The sequence below is a fragment of the Pseudophaeobacter arcticus DSM 23566 genome, from assembly GCF_000473205.1.
Classification (GTDB): Bacteria; Pseudomonadota; Alphaproteobacteria; order Rhodobacterales; family Rhodobacteraceae; genus Pseudophaeobacter; species Pseudophaeobacter arcticus.
In genome coordinates this window covers 3,124,605-3,142,289 of record NZ_KI421507.1, presented here as the reverse complement: position 1 = coordinate 3,142,289, position 17,685 = coordinate 3,124,605, and the positions used below count along the sequence as shown (strand labels likewise).

The window sequence follows — 17,685 nt, the reverse complement described above, 5'->3', positions numbered from 1 at the left end:
ATGCGCCGCGCCACCCAGGCGGATCTTGCCGCTGTTCAGGATTTTCTGGCCCCAAGGGTGGCAACCTCGATGTTTCTGTCCGGCAACCTGCGCGATCAGGGGCTGACGTCGGCGCAGACAGCGCCCAGGGCTGGCGCGGATCACCGCAAATCCATGACGCTTTGGCTTGGCGAAGAGGCCGGTCAGATCACCGGGGTGATTGGCTATGCTGCTGCGGGCTATGTGGTGTTTGAGGCCCCGGCGCTGACCCAGGCAGACTATCCTGCGCTGCGCGAGGCCTTGTTTGGGCGGCCGCTGCTGGGGCTCAATGGCGCGGTGGATCAGGTGGCCCATTTGGTTGCGGCTTTGGATTTGCCCTGCCACCGCGCCGCGATGGATGAGGTGGAGCCGCATTATCATCTGGCGCTCAGCGCTCTTACTATTCCCAGTGGAGCGGGCCGGCTGCGCCCGGCGCTGGCACAGGATCTGCCCCAATTGATCCAGTGGCGCATGGCGTCCGAGGTGGAAACCCTGGGCGCGCGCGACAGCGCCGAGAACCGGGCGCGGGCGCGGGTCAGCCTGCAAGAGCTGATGGCGGCGGATCGGTTGCGGGTGCTGGAACAGGATGGCCTGGCGGTGGCAATGACCAATTTCAACGCCGCCTTACCTGCCATCGTGCAGGTGGGCGGGGTCTATACGCCGCCAGATTTGCGCGGACGGGGGTATGCCCGACGCGCGGTTGCGCTGCATCTGGCCGAGGCGCGGGGCCGGGGGGTCACAGAGGCAATCCTGTTTGCGGCCAATACCGCCGCCGCCCGCGCCTATGAAGCCATCGGATTTGCCCGCATCGGCAGCTACCGGATTGTAAATTTTGATCCAGGCATCACATTGGGAGAGACCCAACTGGGAGAGCTATCATGAATTTCATTCGTCCCGAGGCCCGGGTGGCGCTGTGGCGCTGGCGCGAATTGATTGTCGCCACGCTGATGCTGTTGGTGGGATTGAAATGGGCCTTTACCTCTTATGGGGTGACGGCGGCCACGGGCTGGGCGCTGGTGCTGGTGGGGCTGGTCATTGCTGTCATTGGCGCCCAGCGGTTGCGCTTTCGCCTTGGCGCTGGTGGTCCCGGTGTGGTGCAGGTGGACGAGGGGCAGATTGCCTATTTTGGTCCGCTCACCGGTGGCGCAGTGGCGGCCTCTGAGCTGCAGTGCCTGCGGTTGGATCACACCGCCAGGCCGCCGCATTGGCTCTTGGAGCAAGACGGCCAGCCCGCCTTGGCGATCCCGGTCAATGCCGCAGGCCACGAGGCGCTGTTTGACGTCTTTGCCGCGCTGCCGGGGCTCAAGACAGAACGCATGCTGAGCGAGCTGCGGCGCCAGGGGGCTCACCAGGTCGTGATCTGGGAGCGCAGCCCAAGCCGCCCGCCCCTGCACAGGCTGCATTGACACCGGTAGCGATTCCGCTCACCACTGATTTCCCAAACCAATCTAACCCAACAGGACGGAGTGCCCGGCATGTCCATTCCCCAGTCCGGCGGCGGACCCATTGAGCGCCACGAAGATCTGGCTGAGTATCTGGCCAGTGGCTGCAAGCCACGTGATGCCTGGCGCATCGGCACCGAGCACGAGAAGTTCGGCTATTGCAAAGACACGCTAAAGCCGCTGCCCTTTGAGGGGGAGCGCTCGATTGTGGCGGTGCTGCAGGGGCTGCGCGACAGCTATGGCTGGGCGCCGGTCACCGAAGGCGGCAATCTGATCGGGTTGGAAAAAGACGGCGCCAATGTCAGCCTGGAGCCGGGCGGCGCACTGGAACTGTCCGGCGCTCCGCTGGAAACCATCCACGAGACCTGCGACGAGGTGAACACCCACCTGCGCGAGGTCAAGGATATCTCCGACAAGATTGGCGTCGGTTTTATCGGTCTGGGCGCGGCACCGATCTGGTCCCATGACGAAATGCCCCTGATGCCCAAGGGCCGCTATCGCCTGATGAATGATTACATGGCCAAGGTCGGCACCATGGGGCGCGACATGATGCGCCGTACCACCACGGTGCAGGTCAATATCGACTTTGGCTCCGAGGCAGACATGGTGCAGAAACTGCGCGTCGCCCTGGCGCTGCAGCCGGTGGCCACCGCACTGTTTGCCAATTCCCCCTTCTTTGAGGGCAAACCCAACGGTCATAAGAGCTGGCGCAGCAAGATCTGGCGGCATCTGGATGACAGCCGCACCGGCATGTTGCCCTTTGTCTTTGACGAAGGTTTTGGCTTTGAAGCCTACGTGCAATATGCGCTGGATGTGCCGATGTATTTTGTCTACCGCGACGGCGAATACATCAATGCGCTGGGCATGTCCTTCCGCGATTTCCTGCAGGGCAAACTGCCAGCCCTGCCCGGTGAAATCCCCACCCTGTCGGATTGGGCGGATCATTTGACCACCGCCTTCCCCGAGGCACGGATCAAGAAATACATGGAGATGCGCGGCGCCGACGGAGGCCCCTGGCGGCGTCTTTGTGCACTGCCGGCCTTCTGGGTGGGCCTGACCTATGACCAAAGCGCGCTGGATGCGGCCTGGGATCTGGTCAAGGGCTGGGACGCCGAGACCCGCGAAGGGCTGCGGGTGGCGGCCTCCCGCGATGCGCTGCAAGCCGAGGTGAACGGCATCAAGATGCATGATCTGGCCCGCGAAGTGGTGGCGATTTCCGATTCGGGCCTGAAAAACCGCGCCCGTCCCGGTGCTGGTGGCTTGGTGCCCGATGAGACCCATTTCCTCAACGCGCTGAAAGACAGCCTGGACAGTGGCAAGGTGCCGGCGGATGAGCTGTTGGAGCGCTATCACGGTGACTGGAATGGCGATCTGACCCGGATCTACGCTGACTACAGCTACTAAATAGAGACCAAGCGACAAAAAGGGGGCGCCGCTGAGACGCCCCTTTTTCTTGCTGCTGTTTGTCTTAGGCGGCGCTTGCCAGTGGATCGGGTGTGGTGGGGGCCGCGTGTGGCGGGGGCAGGGCTTCGCGGACGACGGCCCGCAGGGTTGCCACCGCATGACCAAAGCCAAGGCCGAGGCAGAGTGCCGCAAAGCCAAGGGCTGGCAGAACACCAATGGCCCCCATATCCAGAAGCGGAATGGTGGAGCCTACCAAGGCGACGCCGCCAATTCCGATCATCCCATAGCCGGTGGCAATAGTAACCGCCGCCGCCCTGGCGGCGCGACCGGAGGCGGGGCAATCCGCAAGTAATTTTCCGATCTTCAGGATCATGAGCGCCATTGCGGTGACCATGACAAGGCCGAGGCCGATGTAGAGACTGATGTGAAAAAGCATGGGTAAGGTCCTTTCAAAGTCAGATGGTTTGTTTGTAGAAATCGCGTTCAAATCTGCCATAGATATAGCCACTGACCGCGCCCCAAATAGGCGCGAAGACGCTGCCGAATATGAGGAAAAAGCCGGGAATGCTTTGGTTTGTGTCGGTTAGGGCGGCCAGGAGCAACATCGGCAGACAGAGTAAAACAAAGCTGGTGAAGGCCAGCCAGGCCCATCTGCCTGAGGTTACTGTGTTGCGGCGCATGTCGACCAGCAGCACCGGAATGCCAATGAGCAGATAGAGCGGGCCGCCAAACACCACTGCCATGACGGGGATGGCAAACAGAGGTGCGCCAATCGTTGCCACAACCAGCGGGCCGCCAACTATGGCAAGGGCAAAGGCGACCGGGTCCACCAGCTGTGTGGGGGCTGTTGCCCTGGGGAATAAAATGTATGAGTTTGCAGTTATTTCTGTCATTTGTGAAATCTCCGGGTAAATTTTTTTGCGCCTGATTTAGTCCTTGGGTTTACCACCAGGCAGGAAGCGCACCAGCTTGGCGCCGAGTTTCAGCACTGCCAGATGTACGGATCGGGGCAGGCGGGCAAAATCGACATACCAGTCGTCAAACATCTGCATCACCCGCAGGGTCTCGCCCATGCGGTCCTTGACCACTGCGGGGGTCTTGTCCGTTTCGGCCTCTTGCATCACCGCGTCCAGCGCCCGCAGGGTGGGGGCAAATTCGCGCTCGCGCCGGGCCTTGATCACTGCATCAACCAGATCAAACATGTCGCGGATCGAGGTGAAGTGATCGCGCCGGTCGCCCAATTGCCGCGAAGCCTTGACCAGCCCCTGGGATTGCAGCTCTTTCAGCCCGTTGGAGACATTGGAGCGTGCCAGATTCAGCGTCTCGCAAATGTCATCCGCCGTCATGGCCTCGGGGGAGATATGCAGCAGCGCATGGATCTGCGCCACCGAGCGGTTGACCCCCCATTTGGAGCCCATCTCTCCCCAGTGGAGGATAAAGTTCTGCATGGCGGGGGTGAGGTTCATTTTGTTGATCCTGTAATTTCTGTAATGACAGAATTAAATGAAGATCCAAGTTGCGTCAAGTCTTTTTCCTTGCTTACAGGGGGCCAGGCTTGCACAGTTGAGGGCATTTACAATCAGGGAGTTTGAAATGCGCGATCTGTTTATTGGTCTTTTTGACAAGCTGGTGGGTGTTGTTGTGGTCCTGCTGTGCCTCGGGGTTTTGGCCGGCACGGCAGCGGCCTTTGTGGCGCCCGCTCCAAACGGGGGTCTGTTGCCTGCTCTGGCAGTGTTTGTTGCTGGGTCCATCTACGCCATATTGATGGGCGGCATGATGTATCTGTTCCTCGGCGTCTATCACAACACCAAGCGCACCGCAGAGGCCATCGAAGAGCTGGCTAAACGCTAGGTCGACCCCAAAGCAAAAACCGGCGTGGCCTGTTGGCCCCGCCGGTTCCATAGTCATACCAGTACAGTAAAATCCTGTGCCTGGCTTACTGCTGCAGCGCTGCTGGCTCTACGTCGGCGATGTTTTCCCAGTGGCCGTTGGCGTCTTCAACAAAGCCCGGGATATTGCCTTCCCAACGTTCCTGAATGTCCTTGGACAGGTTCAGGTACAGTGTGTTGTCGACGATCTTCCAGTAGGTTGGGTCGCCGTCGAACTTAAAGCCCATGGCGGTGCCAAAGGCGCAGTAGCCGCCATAGGCGGGCAGATATGCTTCGGGGTTGGCCTCAAACTGCGCTTTGTGCTCTTCCGAGGCAAAGCGGTAGGTCGCGTCATTAAAAACAGTGGTGATTTTATAGCTGCCCTTGGCGGGGGCGCCGTCGGTGAAATAGGCGACGGGGTCATAGCCCTGCATGGCAAGACCGGTGGAGGATGCGTTGAGCTCAACGCCTGCGGCCAATGCCGAGGTTGCCATTGCAACCGAAAGTGCGACGCCGCTCAGCAGGGATTTAAATGGGGTCATCGGATCGTTCCTTTTCCTGTCCGGTTTGTGGCAGCCCTAGGAGCCAACCGGCACATTTGCGATTTGAGTGAGAGCCTCGCTGGCTGTCACGGAACCGATGTGGAGAGGGGGGCGATCACGTTCAATCAAACTGTTTTTGATTGCGCATCTGCTCAGAATTACTGTGCGGTAATGCGCAGACCTGGGCCATCACAATGTGAAGAGGTGCCAATTTTGCTGACATATTGATCGGGGCGCGGCACAGTAGGGTCAGTGCACAGGAGGAATTCCCAATGAAGCTTTTTTGCTCACGTCGGCTGATGGTTGCCGGTCTCATGGCATCCACATTATTCGCCGCCAGCGGTGCCATGGCTCAAAGCGTCGCCGGGCTCTACCGGGCAGAGGGGCGCAACCCGGATGGCAGCAGCTATAGCGGCACGGTACAGATCCGCGACAACAAGGGGGTGATTTTGGTCAACTGGCAGGTCGGCAGTCAAAGCTATTCTGGCAGCGGCACCCGCAATGGTGATGTGATCTGGGTCAATTGGGGCGACCAATATCCGGTTGTCTATGTGCGCATGCCCAGCGGAGAGCTGCATGGCACCTGGGCCAATGGCAAAGGCCTGGAGCGGCTCATTCCCTAACAGCGCGCCCGCAGCGTTTCCCCGCCAACGGGGCGGCACTGCAGGGCGGCATTGCTACTTTTGACCAATGCGCGGCTCGGTTCCAGTCAGGAGGCGGCTTATATTGGCGCCGTGGCGCCAGAACACGATGGCCGCCAGCAGGATGGCCAGGGCAATGCTGGCGGGGGCATTCATCAGATAGGCCCAGAGCGGCGCCGCCAGGGCGGCGACCAGGGCGCTCAGCGATGAAATCCGGCTGACGGCGGCTGTTGCAATCCAGGTCAGGCAACAGGCGATCCCGACGGGCCAGGCCAGCGCCAGCATCAAGCCCAGGAAGGTGGCAACCCCCTTGCCGCCCCTGAACCTCAACCAGACCGGAAAGCAATGGCCGAGAAAGGCCGCGAGTCCGGCCAGCTGCGCCGCGTCTTCGCCTGCCAGAAAACGCGCCAGAAGCACCGCCGCCGCGCCCTTGCCGCCATCCAGGATCAGCGTCGCTGCCGCGGCGGCTTTGCTGCCGGTGCGCAGCACGTTGGTGGTGCCAATATTGCCCGAGCCTATCTCGCGCAGGTTTCCCAGCCCCATTGCCCTGGTCAAAACCAGACCAAAGGGGATCGAGCCCAGCAAATAGCCAATCACGGCCCAGAGCATCAGGATGGCGGCGGCACTTTCAATCAGGGGCATCAGTCTCTCCGGTATACCGGCGTACCGGTGACATAGGTTGCCAGCACTCTGCCCTGCATGCGCTGTCCGTCATAGGGCGTATTTTGCGATTTTGACTTCAGCTGGAAGCGATCCATCACAAAGGGCATGTCGGGATCAAACAGCACCAGATCGGCGGGCGCCCCGGCGCTGAGCCGCCCCGAGGCCAGCCCCAGCCGTTTGGCCGGATTGAGCGACATGGCGCGAAACAGTGTTGGCAGGTCCAACAGCTCAGCGTGATACAGCCGCATCGCCGCCGGCAGCAGGGTTTCCAGCGCCACCGCACCGGCGGCGGCTTCCTCAAAGGGCAGGCGTTTGCTTTCTTCATCCTGCGGCGTGTGCATCGAGGAGATCGTGTCGATCAGCCCGCTGCGCACCGCCTCGGCCACCGCCAGCCGGTCGTCTTCGCTGCGCAGGGGCGGCTTCACCTTGAAGAAGGTGCGATAGTCCGCCACGTCCAGCTCGTTCAGGGTCAGATGGTGGATCGAGGTGCCGGCGGTGATGTCCAGCCCGTTTGCCTTGGCCCGTTCCAGCGCCGGCAGGGCGCGGGCGGTGGTGATCTGATCGGCGTGATATTTGGCCCCGGTCATTTCCAGCAGCGCAATGTCGCGATCCAGCCCCATCCGTTCCGCCATCGGCGACACCGCAGGCAGGCCGCGCAGGGCTGCAAACTTGCCCGATGTCGCGGCAGCCCCGGCGCTCAGCAGCGGTTCCTGCGGATGGGCTATCACCAGCGCCCCGCAAGAGCGCGCATAGGTCAGCGCGCGCGAAAACACCTTGGTGTTGCTGACCACATGGTCGCAGTCGGAAAAGGCCACCGCACCGGCATCCATCAGAAAGCCAATTTCGGTCATCTCGCGCCCTTCGCGCCCCTTGGTCAGTGCCGCCATGGGCAGCACATGCACCGGGGCATCCGCCTGGGCGCGACGGGTGACAAATTCCAGGGTTTCCGGGCTGTCGATGGCGGGGGCGGTATCGGGACGGGTGACAATGGTGGTCACACCGCCAGCCGCCGCCGCTAGGCCAGCGGTCTTGTAGCTTTCCTTGTGGCGCTCGCCCGGCTCGCAGACCTTGACGCCGATATCGACAATGCCGGGGGCAAGGCATTTGCCTGCGCAGTCGATGATTTCGACACTGCTGGCCTCAATGTTTCGCGCACGAAACAGTTGCCCGGGCTCCGTACCCGCAGGCAGCACTTCGGCAATCGTTCCGTCCTGAACCAGCAAAGCCCCCAGACTATCGGTGCCGGCTTCGGGGTCAATCAGGCGGGCATTGATAAAGAGAAGGGTCATGCAACGGGCCTTTCGATGGCGTGATTTAGGGCAGCGACGGTGGTGCTGGGCGACGATTGATATTTGATCAGGTGCTTGTCGCCGCCCTTGGTGATCACCTGCACATAGGAGCCCATGGTCTTGACCTTCTCGATCTGATCTAGCGGCACCCGGCGTTCGGCAGGGCCAGTCAGCACCCCGTCAGAAATGCGCCAGACCACTTCCATCTCTTCGCTCATCATATACCAGCCCCGCAGGCAGATGGCGCCAAGCCCGCCGATGGCTCCGGTCCAGACATAGGGATTGCCAACGGCCCAGAGGATCACCATCCCGGCCACCATGGCAACCACCGCCATCCAGGCATGGGCGGTGACATAGGCGCTGCGGTTGGGGTTGAATTCGGTCACGGTCATGTCAGAACACCAATAGATACAGGGTGAGGGCAATAAGGATCATCACCCCGGCAAAGAGAGCAGCGCCAATGCGCCGGGCGGCGTTGCGGGCGTCACGCGGCGCGACCTTGCCACCAGTATAGAGCTTGCTGCTCTCGGGGGGGGGCTGGGAGGTGGCGCTCCAGTTTATGGGCCGCTCACCGTAGCTGGCAATATAGCGGATCTGGCTGGAGGGTGTCAGGCGGCGGGCGGCACCACCAAAGGCGCGCGAGCGCAGCAGCAGCACATGGCCCTGCACCGCAGCGAGCCGGTCCCGGTCCGGGGTGATCGCAGTCTCGGCAATGCCGCAGCCCTGGGTGAGATAGCCCACCAGCCCCAGCTCTTCGAGGTCCGAGACCGGAAAGATCTCAACATGGTCCAGGTCGATCTCATCAATCCCCAGCACCTGGGCCAGAGCCCCGGGTTCGCGCAGGAACCGGGCCTGTTCGGCGGCCATGTCCAGATCAAAGACCCGGATCACGCCGCGCTCTTCGGCTGGAATTTCGATCACGCCTTGCACGGGATCAGCCTGCCGCCGGTTGGCTGCGGCTTTTACGCAGGTTTTGCGCCAACAGATCCATCGCGGCCATCCGCACGGCGACCCCCATTTCCACCTGTTCCTGAATCACCGACCGGTTGATGTCATCCGCCAGGGTGCCGTCGATTTCCACGCCACGGTTCATCGGACCGGGATGCATGACGATGGCATCGGGTTTGGCCCGCGCCAGCTTGTCGGCGTCCAGCCCGTAGCGGTGATAATATTCCCGCTCTGACGGGATAAAGCCGCCGTCCATGCGTTCTTTCTGCAAGCGCAGCATCATCACCACATCGACGTCTTTCAGGCCTTCGTGCATGTCGTCATAAATCTCGGCGCCAAATTCAGCGAACTGACTGGGAACCAGGGTCGGCGGGCCAATCAGGCGGATGCGGTTTTCCATCTTGCCCAGCAGGATCAGGTTTGAGCGCGCCACACGGCTATGGGCGACATCGCCGCAGATGGCGATATTGAGCCGGTGCAGGCGGCCCTTGGCGCGCCGTATCGTCAGCGCATCCAGCAGCGCCTGAGTTGGGTGTTCGTGGCGTCCGTCGCCGGCGTTCAGCACCGCGCAGTTGACCTTTTGCGCCAGCAGGTCCACCGCGCCGGAATGGGGATGGCGCACCACCAGCAGATCGGGGTGCATGGCGTTCAGCGTCATCGCGGTATCAATCAGGGTCTCGCCCTTTTTGATTGAGGAGGCCTGCATCGCCATATTCATCACATCCGCGCCCAGACGTTTGCCGGCAATCTCAAAACTCGCCTGGGTGCGGGTGGAGTTTTCAAAGAACATGTTGATCTGGGTGAGACCGGCAAGGGCGTCCGAGTGTTTCTCGGGGCGGCGGTTCAGATCGACATAGCTGTCGGCGAGATCCAGAATTGCGGTGATCTCATGTGGTTTGAGCGGCTCGATCCCCAAAAGATGGCGGTGGCCAAAACCGGTAGGAGAGAGGGGGGGAGAGGTGGGGGAAGACATCTGGGCAGGCTCCGCTCTGTTTGTCGCACCTTATAGGCAGCAAGGCCTTTTGGGGCAAGGTCGATAGGCGGATTTGATAGTGGCTGCCCCCGGCCAAATCACCGCAGGTCCGGCTGCGTCACTGCGGCTGCACCTGCCTGCATTAGGGGTGTTCCGCTCACCCGCTTGGCGGGGTAGCTTGGGCCATGGAATCGGCAATAGATTATTGGAGCGCAAAAGCGCTGTTGGAGTGGCAGGTGGAGCTTGGCGCCACCGAAGCCCTGTGTGAAGAGCCGGTCAACCGCTATGAGCTGGCCGCGCCTGCGCCCAGGGCACGTCAGGGGCAACAGGCGGATCAGGCTTCTGGTCAAAAGCCCGGTATGCCGCCGCCCGTCGCCCCCAAGCCCAAAGCCGTCGATCCGGTGGCCGAGGCCCGCAAAGCGGCCGCTGCGGCGCCGGAGCTGCCCTCGCTGCGGGCGGCCATGGCGGCGTTTCGCCATTGCGAGCTTAAAATGGGCGCGCGCAATCTGGTCTTTGGCGATGGTCAGCCGGGCGCGCGGGTGATGGTGATCGGCGAAGCCCCTGGACGCGAGGAAGATCAGCAGGGCAAACCCTTTGTTGGCCCGGCCGGGCAATTGCTGGACCGGATGCTGGCGGCGATTGATCTGGATCGCGCCAAAAACGTCTATATCACAAATGTGCTGCCCTGGCGGCCACAACAAAACCGCGACCCCAGCGCGGAAGAAATTGACATGATGCTGCCCTTCCTTGCGCGCCATGTGGAATTGGCGCAGCCGGATATTCTGGTGCTGATGGGCAATATCAGCTGTCAGGCGGTACTGGGCAAACGGGGCATTTCGCGGCTGCGCGGCCACTGGGCCGAGGCCTGGGGCAAGCCGGTGCTGCCGATGTTCCACCCGGCCTATCTGTTGCGCCAGCCCGAGCACAAGCGCGCGGCCTGGGCCGATTTGCTGGAATTGAAGGCGCGGTTGGGCGCGCCAAACTAGGGATCTTTGCGGATGAAAATATTGGCCTTTTCCGACCTGCATCTTTCGGGCGCGCATGCGGCGGCGCTGGTTGCGGCCAGCGCGCAGGCGGATCTGGTGATTGGTGCCGGGGATTTCTGCAACCAGCGCAAAGGTCTGGATCAGGCCATGGCGCTGCTGGCCGATATCTCAACTCCGGTGATCACCGTGGCGGGCAATGCCGAAAGCGCGGCCGAGCTGCGCGCCGCCGCCCTGCCGGGGATGCATGTGCTGCACGGTGAGGGGATGGAGCTTGGCGGGCTGCATTTCTTTGGCCTTGGCGGTGGTATCCCCGCGCCGCCCTTTGGCGCGTGGTCTTATAATCTGTCAGAGGCTGAAGCAGAGGCGCTGCTGGCGGGCTGCGGCCAGGCCGATATCCTGATCTGTCATTCCCCGCCCAAGGGGCAGGGGGATGAGACATCGCTGGGGATGTCGGTGGGTTCTACTGCAATCCGGCGGGCGGTGGAGCGGCTGCAGCCGCAGCTGGCCCTGTTTGGTCATATTCACGACAGTTGGGGATTTCGCGGCCAAATCGGCGCAACGCTGACCGCCAACCTGGGGCCAGAGCCCAGCTTTTTTGACGTCACACCATGATTGATACACCATGATTGATCCCATCACTCTTTTGACCTTTGTGCCGGCGGCGCTGGCGCTGAACCTCACACCCGGAGCGGATATGATGTTCTGTCTGGGGCAGGGGCTGCGATCGGGGCGCGGATCGGCGCTGGCGGCCAGTGCGGGGATCTCTACCGGCGGTATGGTGCATGTGGCGCTGGCCGGGCTGGGGCTTGGTGCGGTTGTGAATACAATGCCGGGGCTGTTTGATGTGATCCGCTGGCTTGGCGTCGCCTATCTGCTGTATCTTGCCTGGGGCGCGTTGAAAGCGCCAGCCACGGCGCAGGCCGGTCAGCCGCCGGTGCCGCCCTCGCGTGCCTTTCGCGCCGGGTTTTGGGTCAATCTGACCAATCCCAAGGTGATCCTTTTTGTGTTGGCCTTTGTGCCACAGTTTGTGGTGCCCGAGGCCGGGTCGGTGCTGGGACAATTCCTGATCTACGGCTTGGTTCTGGCGCTGGGGGGCTTTGTCATCAATGGGCTGGTTGGTGTCTTTGGCAGCGCCGCCGGGCGCTTGCTGGCCCCAACGTCGCGGGCGGGCCTGTGGTTGGGCCGCATCTCGGCGGGAATATTTGCGGGGCTGGCACTCAGGCTCGCGCTTTTGCAAAAGACATGAGGTCTGCTATGTCACGTATCGACGAAACCAAGGAGTTTATCCCGGTTCGCATCGCCATCCTTACCGTCTCGGACAGTCGCAGCCTGGCTGAGGACCGCTCGGGCCAGGTGCTGGTCGACCGGTTGCAGGCGGCAGGGCATATCCTGGCGGATCGTCAGATCATGCCGGATGAACGGGGCGAGATCGCCGGTCAACTGCGCACCTGGGTGGCAGACCCTGCGGTGGATGTGGTGATTTCCACCGGCGGCACCGGGCTGACAGGGCGCGATGTCACGGTTGAGGCGCACCGCGATGTCTATGAAAAAGAGATCGAGGCCTTTGGCACCGTCTTTACCATCGTGTCGATGAAAAAGATCGGCACCTCGGCGGTGCAATCCCGTGCTACGGGAGGGGTTGCAGGCGGCACCTACCTGTTTGCGCTGCCCGGCAGCCCCGGCGCCTGCAAGGATGGCTGGGACGAAATTCTGGCGTTGCAGCTGGATTACCGTCACCGCCCCTGCAATTTTGTGGAAATAATGCCACGTTTGACTGAAACCCAGCGACGGAAGTGACGCCTCTGTGCGTGTATTCAGTTAAGACGCGCCCTATATTCAGGGATAACCGCCAGTAAGGTGCCGCAGGGGGAGACTCACAGAGGAGGCTCTCAGGGCGGCGGCCTGCCCGGCAAAGAAACATATTTGATAGGGTGGCGCTGGCGATCGTTGGCCACCAAAGGGAATAGGGCATGCGCTTTTTGCGGCATAGTTTGACAGGTTTGTTTCTGGCTGCGGTAGCGGCTGCGCTGATGCTCTATGCGGTGCAGATGGTGGTGGGGGCGGTGCAGACGCGGCTCAACGCCGAACCGCGCAAGCCACCGGTGCGCGAACGTGTTTTTGCGGTGAACCTTGTCACCGCCAAGCTGCAGGAGGTCACGCCCGAGCTCATCGCCTTTGGCCGGATTGAAAGCCGCCGGACGCTGGAGCTGCGCAGCGCCCAGGGGGGCCGGATCATCCATTTGTCCGACCGCTTTGAAGAAGGCGGCGTGGTCCAGGCGGGCGAGATCCTGATCCAGATCGACCCTTCGGATGTGCAGGCGGCCCTGGAAGAGGCAGAGGCCGATATGCTGGACGCCCGTGCTGAAGAGCGCGATGCCACCCGTGATCTGATCCTTGCCAATGATGAGCTGGAGGCGACACAGGATCAGGCGCAGCTGCGGGCCCGTGCGCATCAGCGTCAATTGGAACTGCAAGAGCGCGGTGTTGGCACCACCGCCGCGGTGGAGGCGGCTGAGCTCACCGCCGTGCAGGCGCGCCAGGCGGTGATTTCGCGTCGCCAGGCCGTGAGCCAGGCCGAGGCCCGTGTCGACAAGGCGGCCACCCGGGTGGCCCGCAGTCAGATTGCCCTGGACAGGGCGCGGCGCGACCTCGCCGATACCACCCTGCGCGCCGGATTTGATGGCACCCTGCAAGCGGTTACCCTAGTCGAAGGACGTCTGGTCTCGGCCAATGAAAAACTGGCCGAACTGGTCGATGCCGATCAACTGGAGGCGGCGTTCCGGGTTTCGACCCTGCAATATGCCCGGTTGCTGGGCGCGGATGGCCGACTGAATGCAGCCCCGGTGCGGGTGACGCTGGATGCGGCGGGCGCCGGGCTTGAGGCAACGGGGCGGCTGTCACGCGCCAGCGGCGCGGTGGGCGACGGGCAAACCGGGCGATTGCTTTATGCCAGCCTGGATGTGACACCGGGGTTCAAACCGGGCGATTTTGTAACCGTAAAGGTCAGCGAGCCGCCGCTTGCGGCGGTGGCGCGGGTGCCTGCTTCGGCGCTGGGGTCAGATGGCACGGTGCTGGTGCTGGGGCCAGAGGACCGGTTGCAATCCCTGCCGGTTGAGCTGCTGCGCCGACAAGGCGACGATGTGCTGATCCGCGGCGCGGGCCTGGAGGGACGTCAGGTGGTCACCGGCCGCACGCCGCTTTTGGGGGCGGGGATCCGTGTGCGCCCCTTGCATCAGGACGCAGGGGCGGCGCAGTCCGCAATCCAGGTCGATCTGCCAGTCACCGAGGCCGAGCTGATCGAATTGTCAGCAGAGCGCCGCGCCCGGCTGGTTGCCGCCATCGAAGGCGGCCTGCGCCTGCCGGATGCGGCCAAGGAAGGCCTGCTGGCGGCCCTGGCCAAGACGCAGGTGCCAGCCAAGCTGGTCAATCGGATCGAAGCCCGGATGGGGGGATAATCCATGCGTGATCTCTCGCGTCCTGCCGGCGGTTTGCTGAGCTATTTCACCCGCCACCGGACGGCGGCAAACCTGCTGTTGCTGGTGCTCTTGCTGCTTGGCACCGCGGCAATCCCAAAGATGCGGGCGCAGTTCTTTCCGGATGTCATTGTCGAAAGCGTCACGGTCGGTGTCACCTGGGAGGGCGCCGGGCCGGAAGATGTCGATGGTGCCATCGTGCAGGTGCTGGAGCCGGTGTTGCTGGCGGTGGACGGGGTTGAGGAAAGCGCCGCCTCCTCGCGCGAAGGCGTTGCCTCGATCGTGCTGGATTTTGAACCCGGCTGGGACATGGCGCTGGCGGCGGATGATGTGCAATCGGCGGTGGATGCCATCACCACCCTGCCGGAAGAGGCCGACGATCCGACGGTGCGGCGCGGCGCCTGGCGTGACCGGGTGACGGATGTGGTGATCTCGGGGCCGCTGGCGCCAGATCAGCTGGGGCTGTTTGCCGATGAATTGATTGTACGCCTGTTCGAAGTTGGCGTCACCCGCACCACCATTCGCGGCTTTGCCGCGCCGCAGACCCTGGTCGAGGTGCCCTCCTACAGTCTGATCACCCATGACATCTCGATGCGCGAAATTGCCGATGCCATCGCCGCCGAGGTCGATGCCGATCCCGCAGGCGATGTGACCGGGGCCAATACCCGGGTGCGCACCGGGCGGGAAAAGCGCAGCCCGGAAGAGATCGAAGGGATTGTGTTGCGGACAGAGCCAGATGGTTCGGTTTTGACCATTGGCGATCTGGCGCAGGTCAGCCGCGAAGGCGTGGATCGCAACCGCTCCTATTTTGTCGGCGACAACCCGGCCATGTCGATCCGGGTGGACCGCTCGGGTATGGGCAATGCCATTGCCATTCAGGCGCAGGTACAGCAGGTGGTCGATGCGCTGCAAACCACCCTGCCCCAGGGCGTCAGTGCCGAGCTGATCCGCACCCGTGCCGCTGCGATCTCTGACCGGCTTGATATCCTGATCGACAATGGGCTGATGGGGCTGGGGCTGGTCATGGCGCTGCTGTTCCTGTTTCTCAACACCCGCATTGCATTCTGGGTGGCGGCGGGCATTCCGGCCGCGATGTTTGCCGCTGTGGCGCTGATGTATGCCGCCGGGATTACCATCAATATGATCAGCCTGTTTGGCCTGATCATTACCCTGGGGATCGTGGTGGATGATGCCATCGTGGTGGGCGAACACGCCGATTTCCGGGTGCGCCGCCTGAATGAAACCCCGATGCAGGCCGCCGAGAACGCCGCGCGCCGCATGGCGATGCCGGTCTTTGCCGCCACCCTGACCACCATCATCGCCTTCTTTGGGCTGACCGCCATCGGCGGGCGCTTTGGTGATTTGATCCGCGATATTCCCTTTACAGTGATTGCGGTCTTGGCGGCCTCTTTGCTGGAGTGCTTTTTGATCCTGCCCAACCATATGGCCCATGCGCTGATCCATGCGCAAAAGGACCACTGGTATGACTGGCCCAATCGCTTCGTCAATCGCGGCTTTCGCTGGATGCGCGACACCCTGTTTCGCCCGATTATGGCGCTGGTGGTGCAGGCGCGCTACGTGGTCCTGGCTGGTGCCCTGACCATTCTGGCCAGCCAGATGGCGCTGTTTATCGGCGGCGATGTCAAATGGCGGTTCTTCAATGCGCCCGAGCGCGGCTCGGTGACTGGCAATTTTGCCATGGCAGAGGGCGCCACCCGGGCTGATACCCTGGCGATGATGCAGGAGATGCAACGCGCCACCGCCGCCACCGGAGCTGCCTTTGCCAGCCGCTATGGCGGGCGCAACCCGGTGGATTTTGTCATCTCCGAGGTTGGCGGCAATGCCGGGCGCGGCATGTCCGGGGTGGATGCCAAGGACACCGATCTTTTGGGGGGGATCTCGATCGAGCTGATCGACGCGGATCTGCGGCCTGAGTATTCCAGTTTTGCCTTTGTGGCCGAACTGCAGGAGGAGGTGCAAAACCACCCGCTGGTCGAGGCCGTCAGCTTCCGCAGCTGGCGCTCTGGTCCCGGTGGTGACGCGCTGGATGTGCAGTTTTATGGCGCCGATGTTCAGGTGCTCAAAGCGGCCTCAGAAGATCTGAAAACCGCGCTGCTGCGCTACCCTGAGGTCTCGGCGGTGGAAGACAATCTCGCCTATGACAAAGAGGAAGTGGTGCTGGAGCTGACGCCTCAGGGGCAGGCGCTGAACTTTACCATCGACACCCTGGGGCGGGCCCTGCGGGCGCGGCTGAACGGGATCGAGGCGGCCACCTATCCGGATGGGCCGCGCAGTGCTGAAATCCGGGTCGAACTGCCCCGCAATGAGCTGTCGGCGGATTTCCTGGAGCGCACCCTGATGCGCAGCCCCGGCGGTATCTATGTGCCGCTCTCTGATATAGTCTCGGTGAGCCAGCGCACTGGATTTTCCACCGTGCGGCGCGAAAACGGCATTCGCCTGATCAGCGTCACCGGCGATATCTCAGAGGATGACCCGACCCGTGCCGCCGATATCGGCAAGGCGCTGGAGGAAGAAATCCTGCCCGATATCGCCAGCCGCCGTCAGGTGGAATGGCGTCTCAGCGGGTTGAGCGAGCAGGAAGACAAGTTCCTCAATGATGCCCGCACCGGGCTGATCCTGTGTCTTGCCGGGATCTATCTGGTGCTGGCCTGGATCTTTGCCAGCTGGACCCGGCCCCTGGTGGTGATGGCGATCATTCCCTTTGGATTGGTGGGGACCATCTGGGGCCACTATCTGTGGGAGGTGCCGCTGAGCATGTTCACGGTGGTTGGCCTGTTGGGGATGACAGGGATTATCATCAATGATTCCATCGTGCTGGTGACCACCATCGACGAATATGCCGAGACCCGTGGCCTGGTGCCCTCGATCATCGACGGGGCGGCGGACCGGCTGCGACCGGTGATGCTGACCACCCTGACCACGGTGCTGGGGCTGGCGCCTTTGATGTATGAAAGCTCGCAACAGGCGCAGTTCCTGAAGCCAACGGTGATCACCCTGGTCTATGGCCTGGGTTTTGGCATGGTGCTGGTGCTTTTGGTGGTCCCGGCTCTGGTGGCGATCCAACGGGATATGGCGCGGCCTGTGACGGCTCTGCGCCGGGCGCTGCGCGGCGGGGCAACAACGCCACTGCGCTGGCTGGTTCTGGGCACCGGAGTGGCGCAGCTGGGCTGGCTGGGCGTCAGTCTGGGCTGGGCGATGGCAACCGGGGCTTTGCACCCGGCCTTGCGCACGCTGCTGCCGGGGCTGGCCGGGTTTGAGCCGGTGCGGGCGGGGCTGCTGCTGGCGCTGGGCGGCATCGCCGGGGTGTCGCTGCTGGCCTATCTGGTCTCGGCGCTGGTCTATGGGCTGCGGCGTCACCGGGCAGCCTAGACTGCCCCAGCTAGACTGCCCCAGCTAGACTGGCTTAGCTAGACTGCC

At 62.7% G+C, this 17,685-nt stretch carries 20 protein-coding genes; 11 read left to right on the top strand and 9 right to left on the bottom strand.

The window, feature by feature from the left end; all coding sequences use genetic code 11:
• From ARCT_RS26545 to ARCT_RS0119470, 3 genes are all read left to right on the top strand, one after another.
• A complete protein-coding gene (locus ARCT_RS26545) occupies positions 1-900 on the top strand; it encodes a GNAT family N-acetyltransferase (protein ID WP_051360891.1) in 900 nt (299 codons plus the stop codon).
• Entirely contained in the window at positions 897-1,424 is a 528-nt protein-coding gene (locus ARCT_RS0119475) for a hypothetical protein (RefSeq protein ID WP_027241582.1), read from the top strand. Before ARCT_RS26545 ends, ARCT_RS0119475 begins: the two co-directional genes overlap by 4 nt.
• 69 nt (positions 1,425-1,493) lie before the next feature.
• The gene (locus ARCT_RS0119470) at positions 1,494-2,864 is read left to right on the top strand and encodes a glutamate--cysteine ligase (protein ID WP_027241581.1); all 1,371 of its coding nucleotides are present in this window, start codon (positions 1,494-1,496) and stop codon (positions 2,862-2,864) included.
• A gap of 64 nt (positions 2,865-2,928) precedes the next feature.
• Here ARCT_RS0119470 and ARCT_RS0119465 read toward each other — a convergent pair whose 3' ends face one another.
• The 3 genes from ARCT_RS0119465 to ARCT_RS0119455 are packed head-to-tail and all read right to left on the bottom strand — an operon-like array spanning position 2,929 to position 4,330.
• Complete coding sequence (locus ARCT_RS0119465) at positions 2,929-3,300, bottom strand: hypothetical protein (protein ID WP_027241580.1); 372 nt, start codon at positions 3,298-3,300, stop codon at positions 2,929-2,931.
• 19 nt (positions 3,301-3,319) lie between these two features.
• Positions 3,320-3,757, bottom strand: a complete 438-nt coding sequence (locus tag ARCT_RS0119460; RefSeq protein WP_027241579.1) for a hypothetical protein — start codon at positions 3,755-3,757, stop codon at positions 3,320-3,322.
• A gap of 36 nt (positions 3,758-3,793) precedes the next feature.
• Positions 3,794-4,330 (bottom strand): GbsR/MarR family transcriptional regulator, encoded by a 537-nt coding sequence (locus tag ARCT_RS0119455; protein WP_027241578.1) that lies wholly within the window; start codon positions 4,328-4,330, stop codon positions 3,794-3,796.
• 127 nt (positions 4,331-4,457) lie between these two features.
• Between ARCT_RS0119455 and ARCT_RS0119450 the strand changes: the two genes are divergently transcribed.
• Positions 4,458-4,715, top strand: coding sequence for a hypothetical protein (locus ARCT_RS0119450; RefSeq protein WP_027241577.1), 258 nt, complete (start codon positions 4,458-4,460; stop codon positions 4,713-4,715).
• 85 nt (positions 4,716-4,800) lie between these two features.
• On the opposite strand, the gene ARCT_RS0119445 is transcribed toward ARCT_RS0119450, so the two are convergent.
• Positions 4,801-5,274: a YHS domain-containing (seleno)protein gene (locus ARCT_RS0119445; RefSeq protein ID WP_027241576.1), complete on the bottom strand. Its 474-nt coding sequence runs from the start codon at positions 5,272-5,274 to the stop codon at positions 4,801-4,803.
• A gap of 272 nt (positions 5,275-5,546) precedes the next feature.
• Between ARCT_RS0119445 and lfb1 the strand changes: the two genes are divergently transcribed.
• The gene (gene lfb1 / locus ARCT_RS0119440; protein ID WP_027241575.1) at positions 5,547-5,897 is read left to right on the top strand and encodes an LIC10280 family protein; all 351 of its coding nucleotides are present in this window, start codon (positions 5,547-5,549) and stop codon (positions 5,895-5,897) included.
• A 54-nt stretch (positions 5,898-5,951) separates the two neighbouring features.
• Here lfb1 and plsY read toward each other — a convergent pair whose 3' ends face one another.
• Genes plsY through ARCT_RS0119415 form a run of 5 tightly spaced genes read right to left on the bottom strand, consistent with a single transcriptional unit; the run spans position 5,952 to position 9,788 of the window.
• Entirely contained in the window at positions 5,952-6,557 is a 606-nt protein-coding gene (gene plsY, locus ARCT_RS0119435) for a glycerol-3-phosphate 1-O-acyltransferase PlsY (protein WP_027241574.1), read from the bottom strand.
• A complete protein-coding gene (pyrC, locus tag ARCT_RS0119430) occupies positions 6,557-7,867 on the bottom strand; it encodes a dihydroorotase (RefSeq protein WP_027241573.1) in 1,311 nt (436 codons plus the stop codon). The genes plsY and pyrC overlap by 1 nt, the downstream gene beginning before the upstream one ends.
• On the bottom strand, positions 7,864-8,259 hold the full coding sequence (locus ARCT_RS0119425) for a hypothetical protein (RefSeq protein WP_027241572.1): 396 nt from the start codon (positions 8,257-8,259) through the stop codon (positions 7,864-7,866). The genes pyrC and ARCT_RS0119425 overlap by 4 nt, the downstream gene beginning before the upstream one ends.
• 1 nt (position 8,260) lies before the next feature.
• The gene (locus tag ARCT_RS0119420; RefSeq protein ID WP_322786438.1) at positions 8,261-8,788 is read right to left on the bottom strand and encodes a hypothetical protein; all 528 of its coding nucleotides are present in this window, start codon (positions 8,786-8,788) and stop codon (positions 8,261-8,263) included.
• A 13-nt stretch (positions 8,789-8,801) separates the two neighbouring features.
• The gene (locus tag ARCT_RS0119415) at positions 8,802-9,788 is read right to left on the bottom strand and encodes an aspartate carbamoyltransferase catalytic subunit (RefSeq protein ID WP_036785178.1); all 987 of its coding nucleotides are present in this window, start codon (positions 9,786-9,788) and stop codon (positions 8,802-8,804) included.
• Between the two features lie 185 nt (positions 9,789-9,973).
• Here ARCT_RS0119415 and ARCT_RS0119410 point away from each other — a divergent pair, with 185 nt between their 5' ends.
• The 6 genes from ARCT_RS0119410 to ARCT_RS0119385 all read left to right on the top strand — a co-directional run bounded on the left by ARCT_RS0119410 (position 9,974) and on the right by ARCT_RS0119385 (position 17,637).
• The gene (locus ARCT_RS0119410) at positions 9,974-10,774 is read left to right on the top strand and encodes a uracil-DNA glycosylase (RefSeq protein WP_027241569.1); all 801 of its coding nucleotides are present in this window, start codon (positions 9,974-9,976) and stop codon (positions 10,772-10,774) included.
• 12 nt (positions 10,775-10,786) lie between these two features.
• Entirely contained in the window at positions 10,787-11,386 is a 600-nt protein-coding gene (locus tag ARCT_RS0119405) for a metallophosphoesterase family protein (protein ID WP_027241568.1), read from the top strand.
• A gap of 10 nt (positions 11,387-11,396) precedes the next feature.
• Entirely contained in the window at positions 11,397-12,020 is a 624-nt protein-coding gene (locus ARCT_RS0119400; protein ID WP_027241567.1) for a LysE family translocator, read from the top strand.
• An 8-nt stretch (positions 12,021-12,028) separates the two neighbouring features.
• The gene (gene moaB, locus ARCT_RS0119395; RefSeq protein ID WP_027241566.1) at positions 12,029-12,571 is read left to right on the top strand and encodes a molybdenum cofactor biosynthesis protein B; all 543 of its coding nucleotides are present in this window, start codon (positions 12,029-12,031) and stop codon (positions 12,569-12,571) included.
• A gap of 173 nt (positions 12,572-12,744) precedes the next feature.
• Positions 12,745-14,229 carry an efflux RND transporter periplasmic adaptor subunit gene (locus tag ARCT_RS0119390; RefSeq protein WP_027241565.1) on the top strand — a complete coding sequence of 495 codons (1,485 nt, stop codon included), beginning with the start codon at positions 12,745-12,747 and terminating at the stop codon, positions 14,227-14,229.
• A 3-nt stretch (positions 14,230-14,232) separates the two neighbouring features.
• On the top strand, positions 14,233-17,637 hold the full coding sequence (locus tag ARCT_RS0119385; protein ID WP_027241564.1) for an efflux RND transporter permease subunit: 3,405 nt from the start codon (positions 14,233-14,235) through the stop codon (positions 17,635-17,637).
• Positions 17,638-17,685 lie beyond the last annotated feature (48 nt).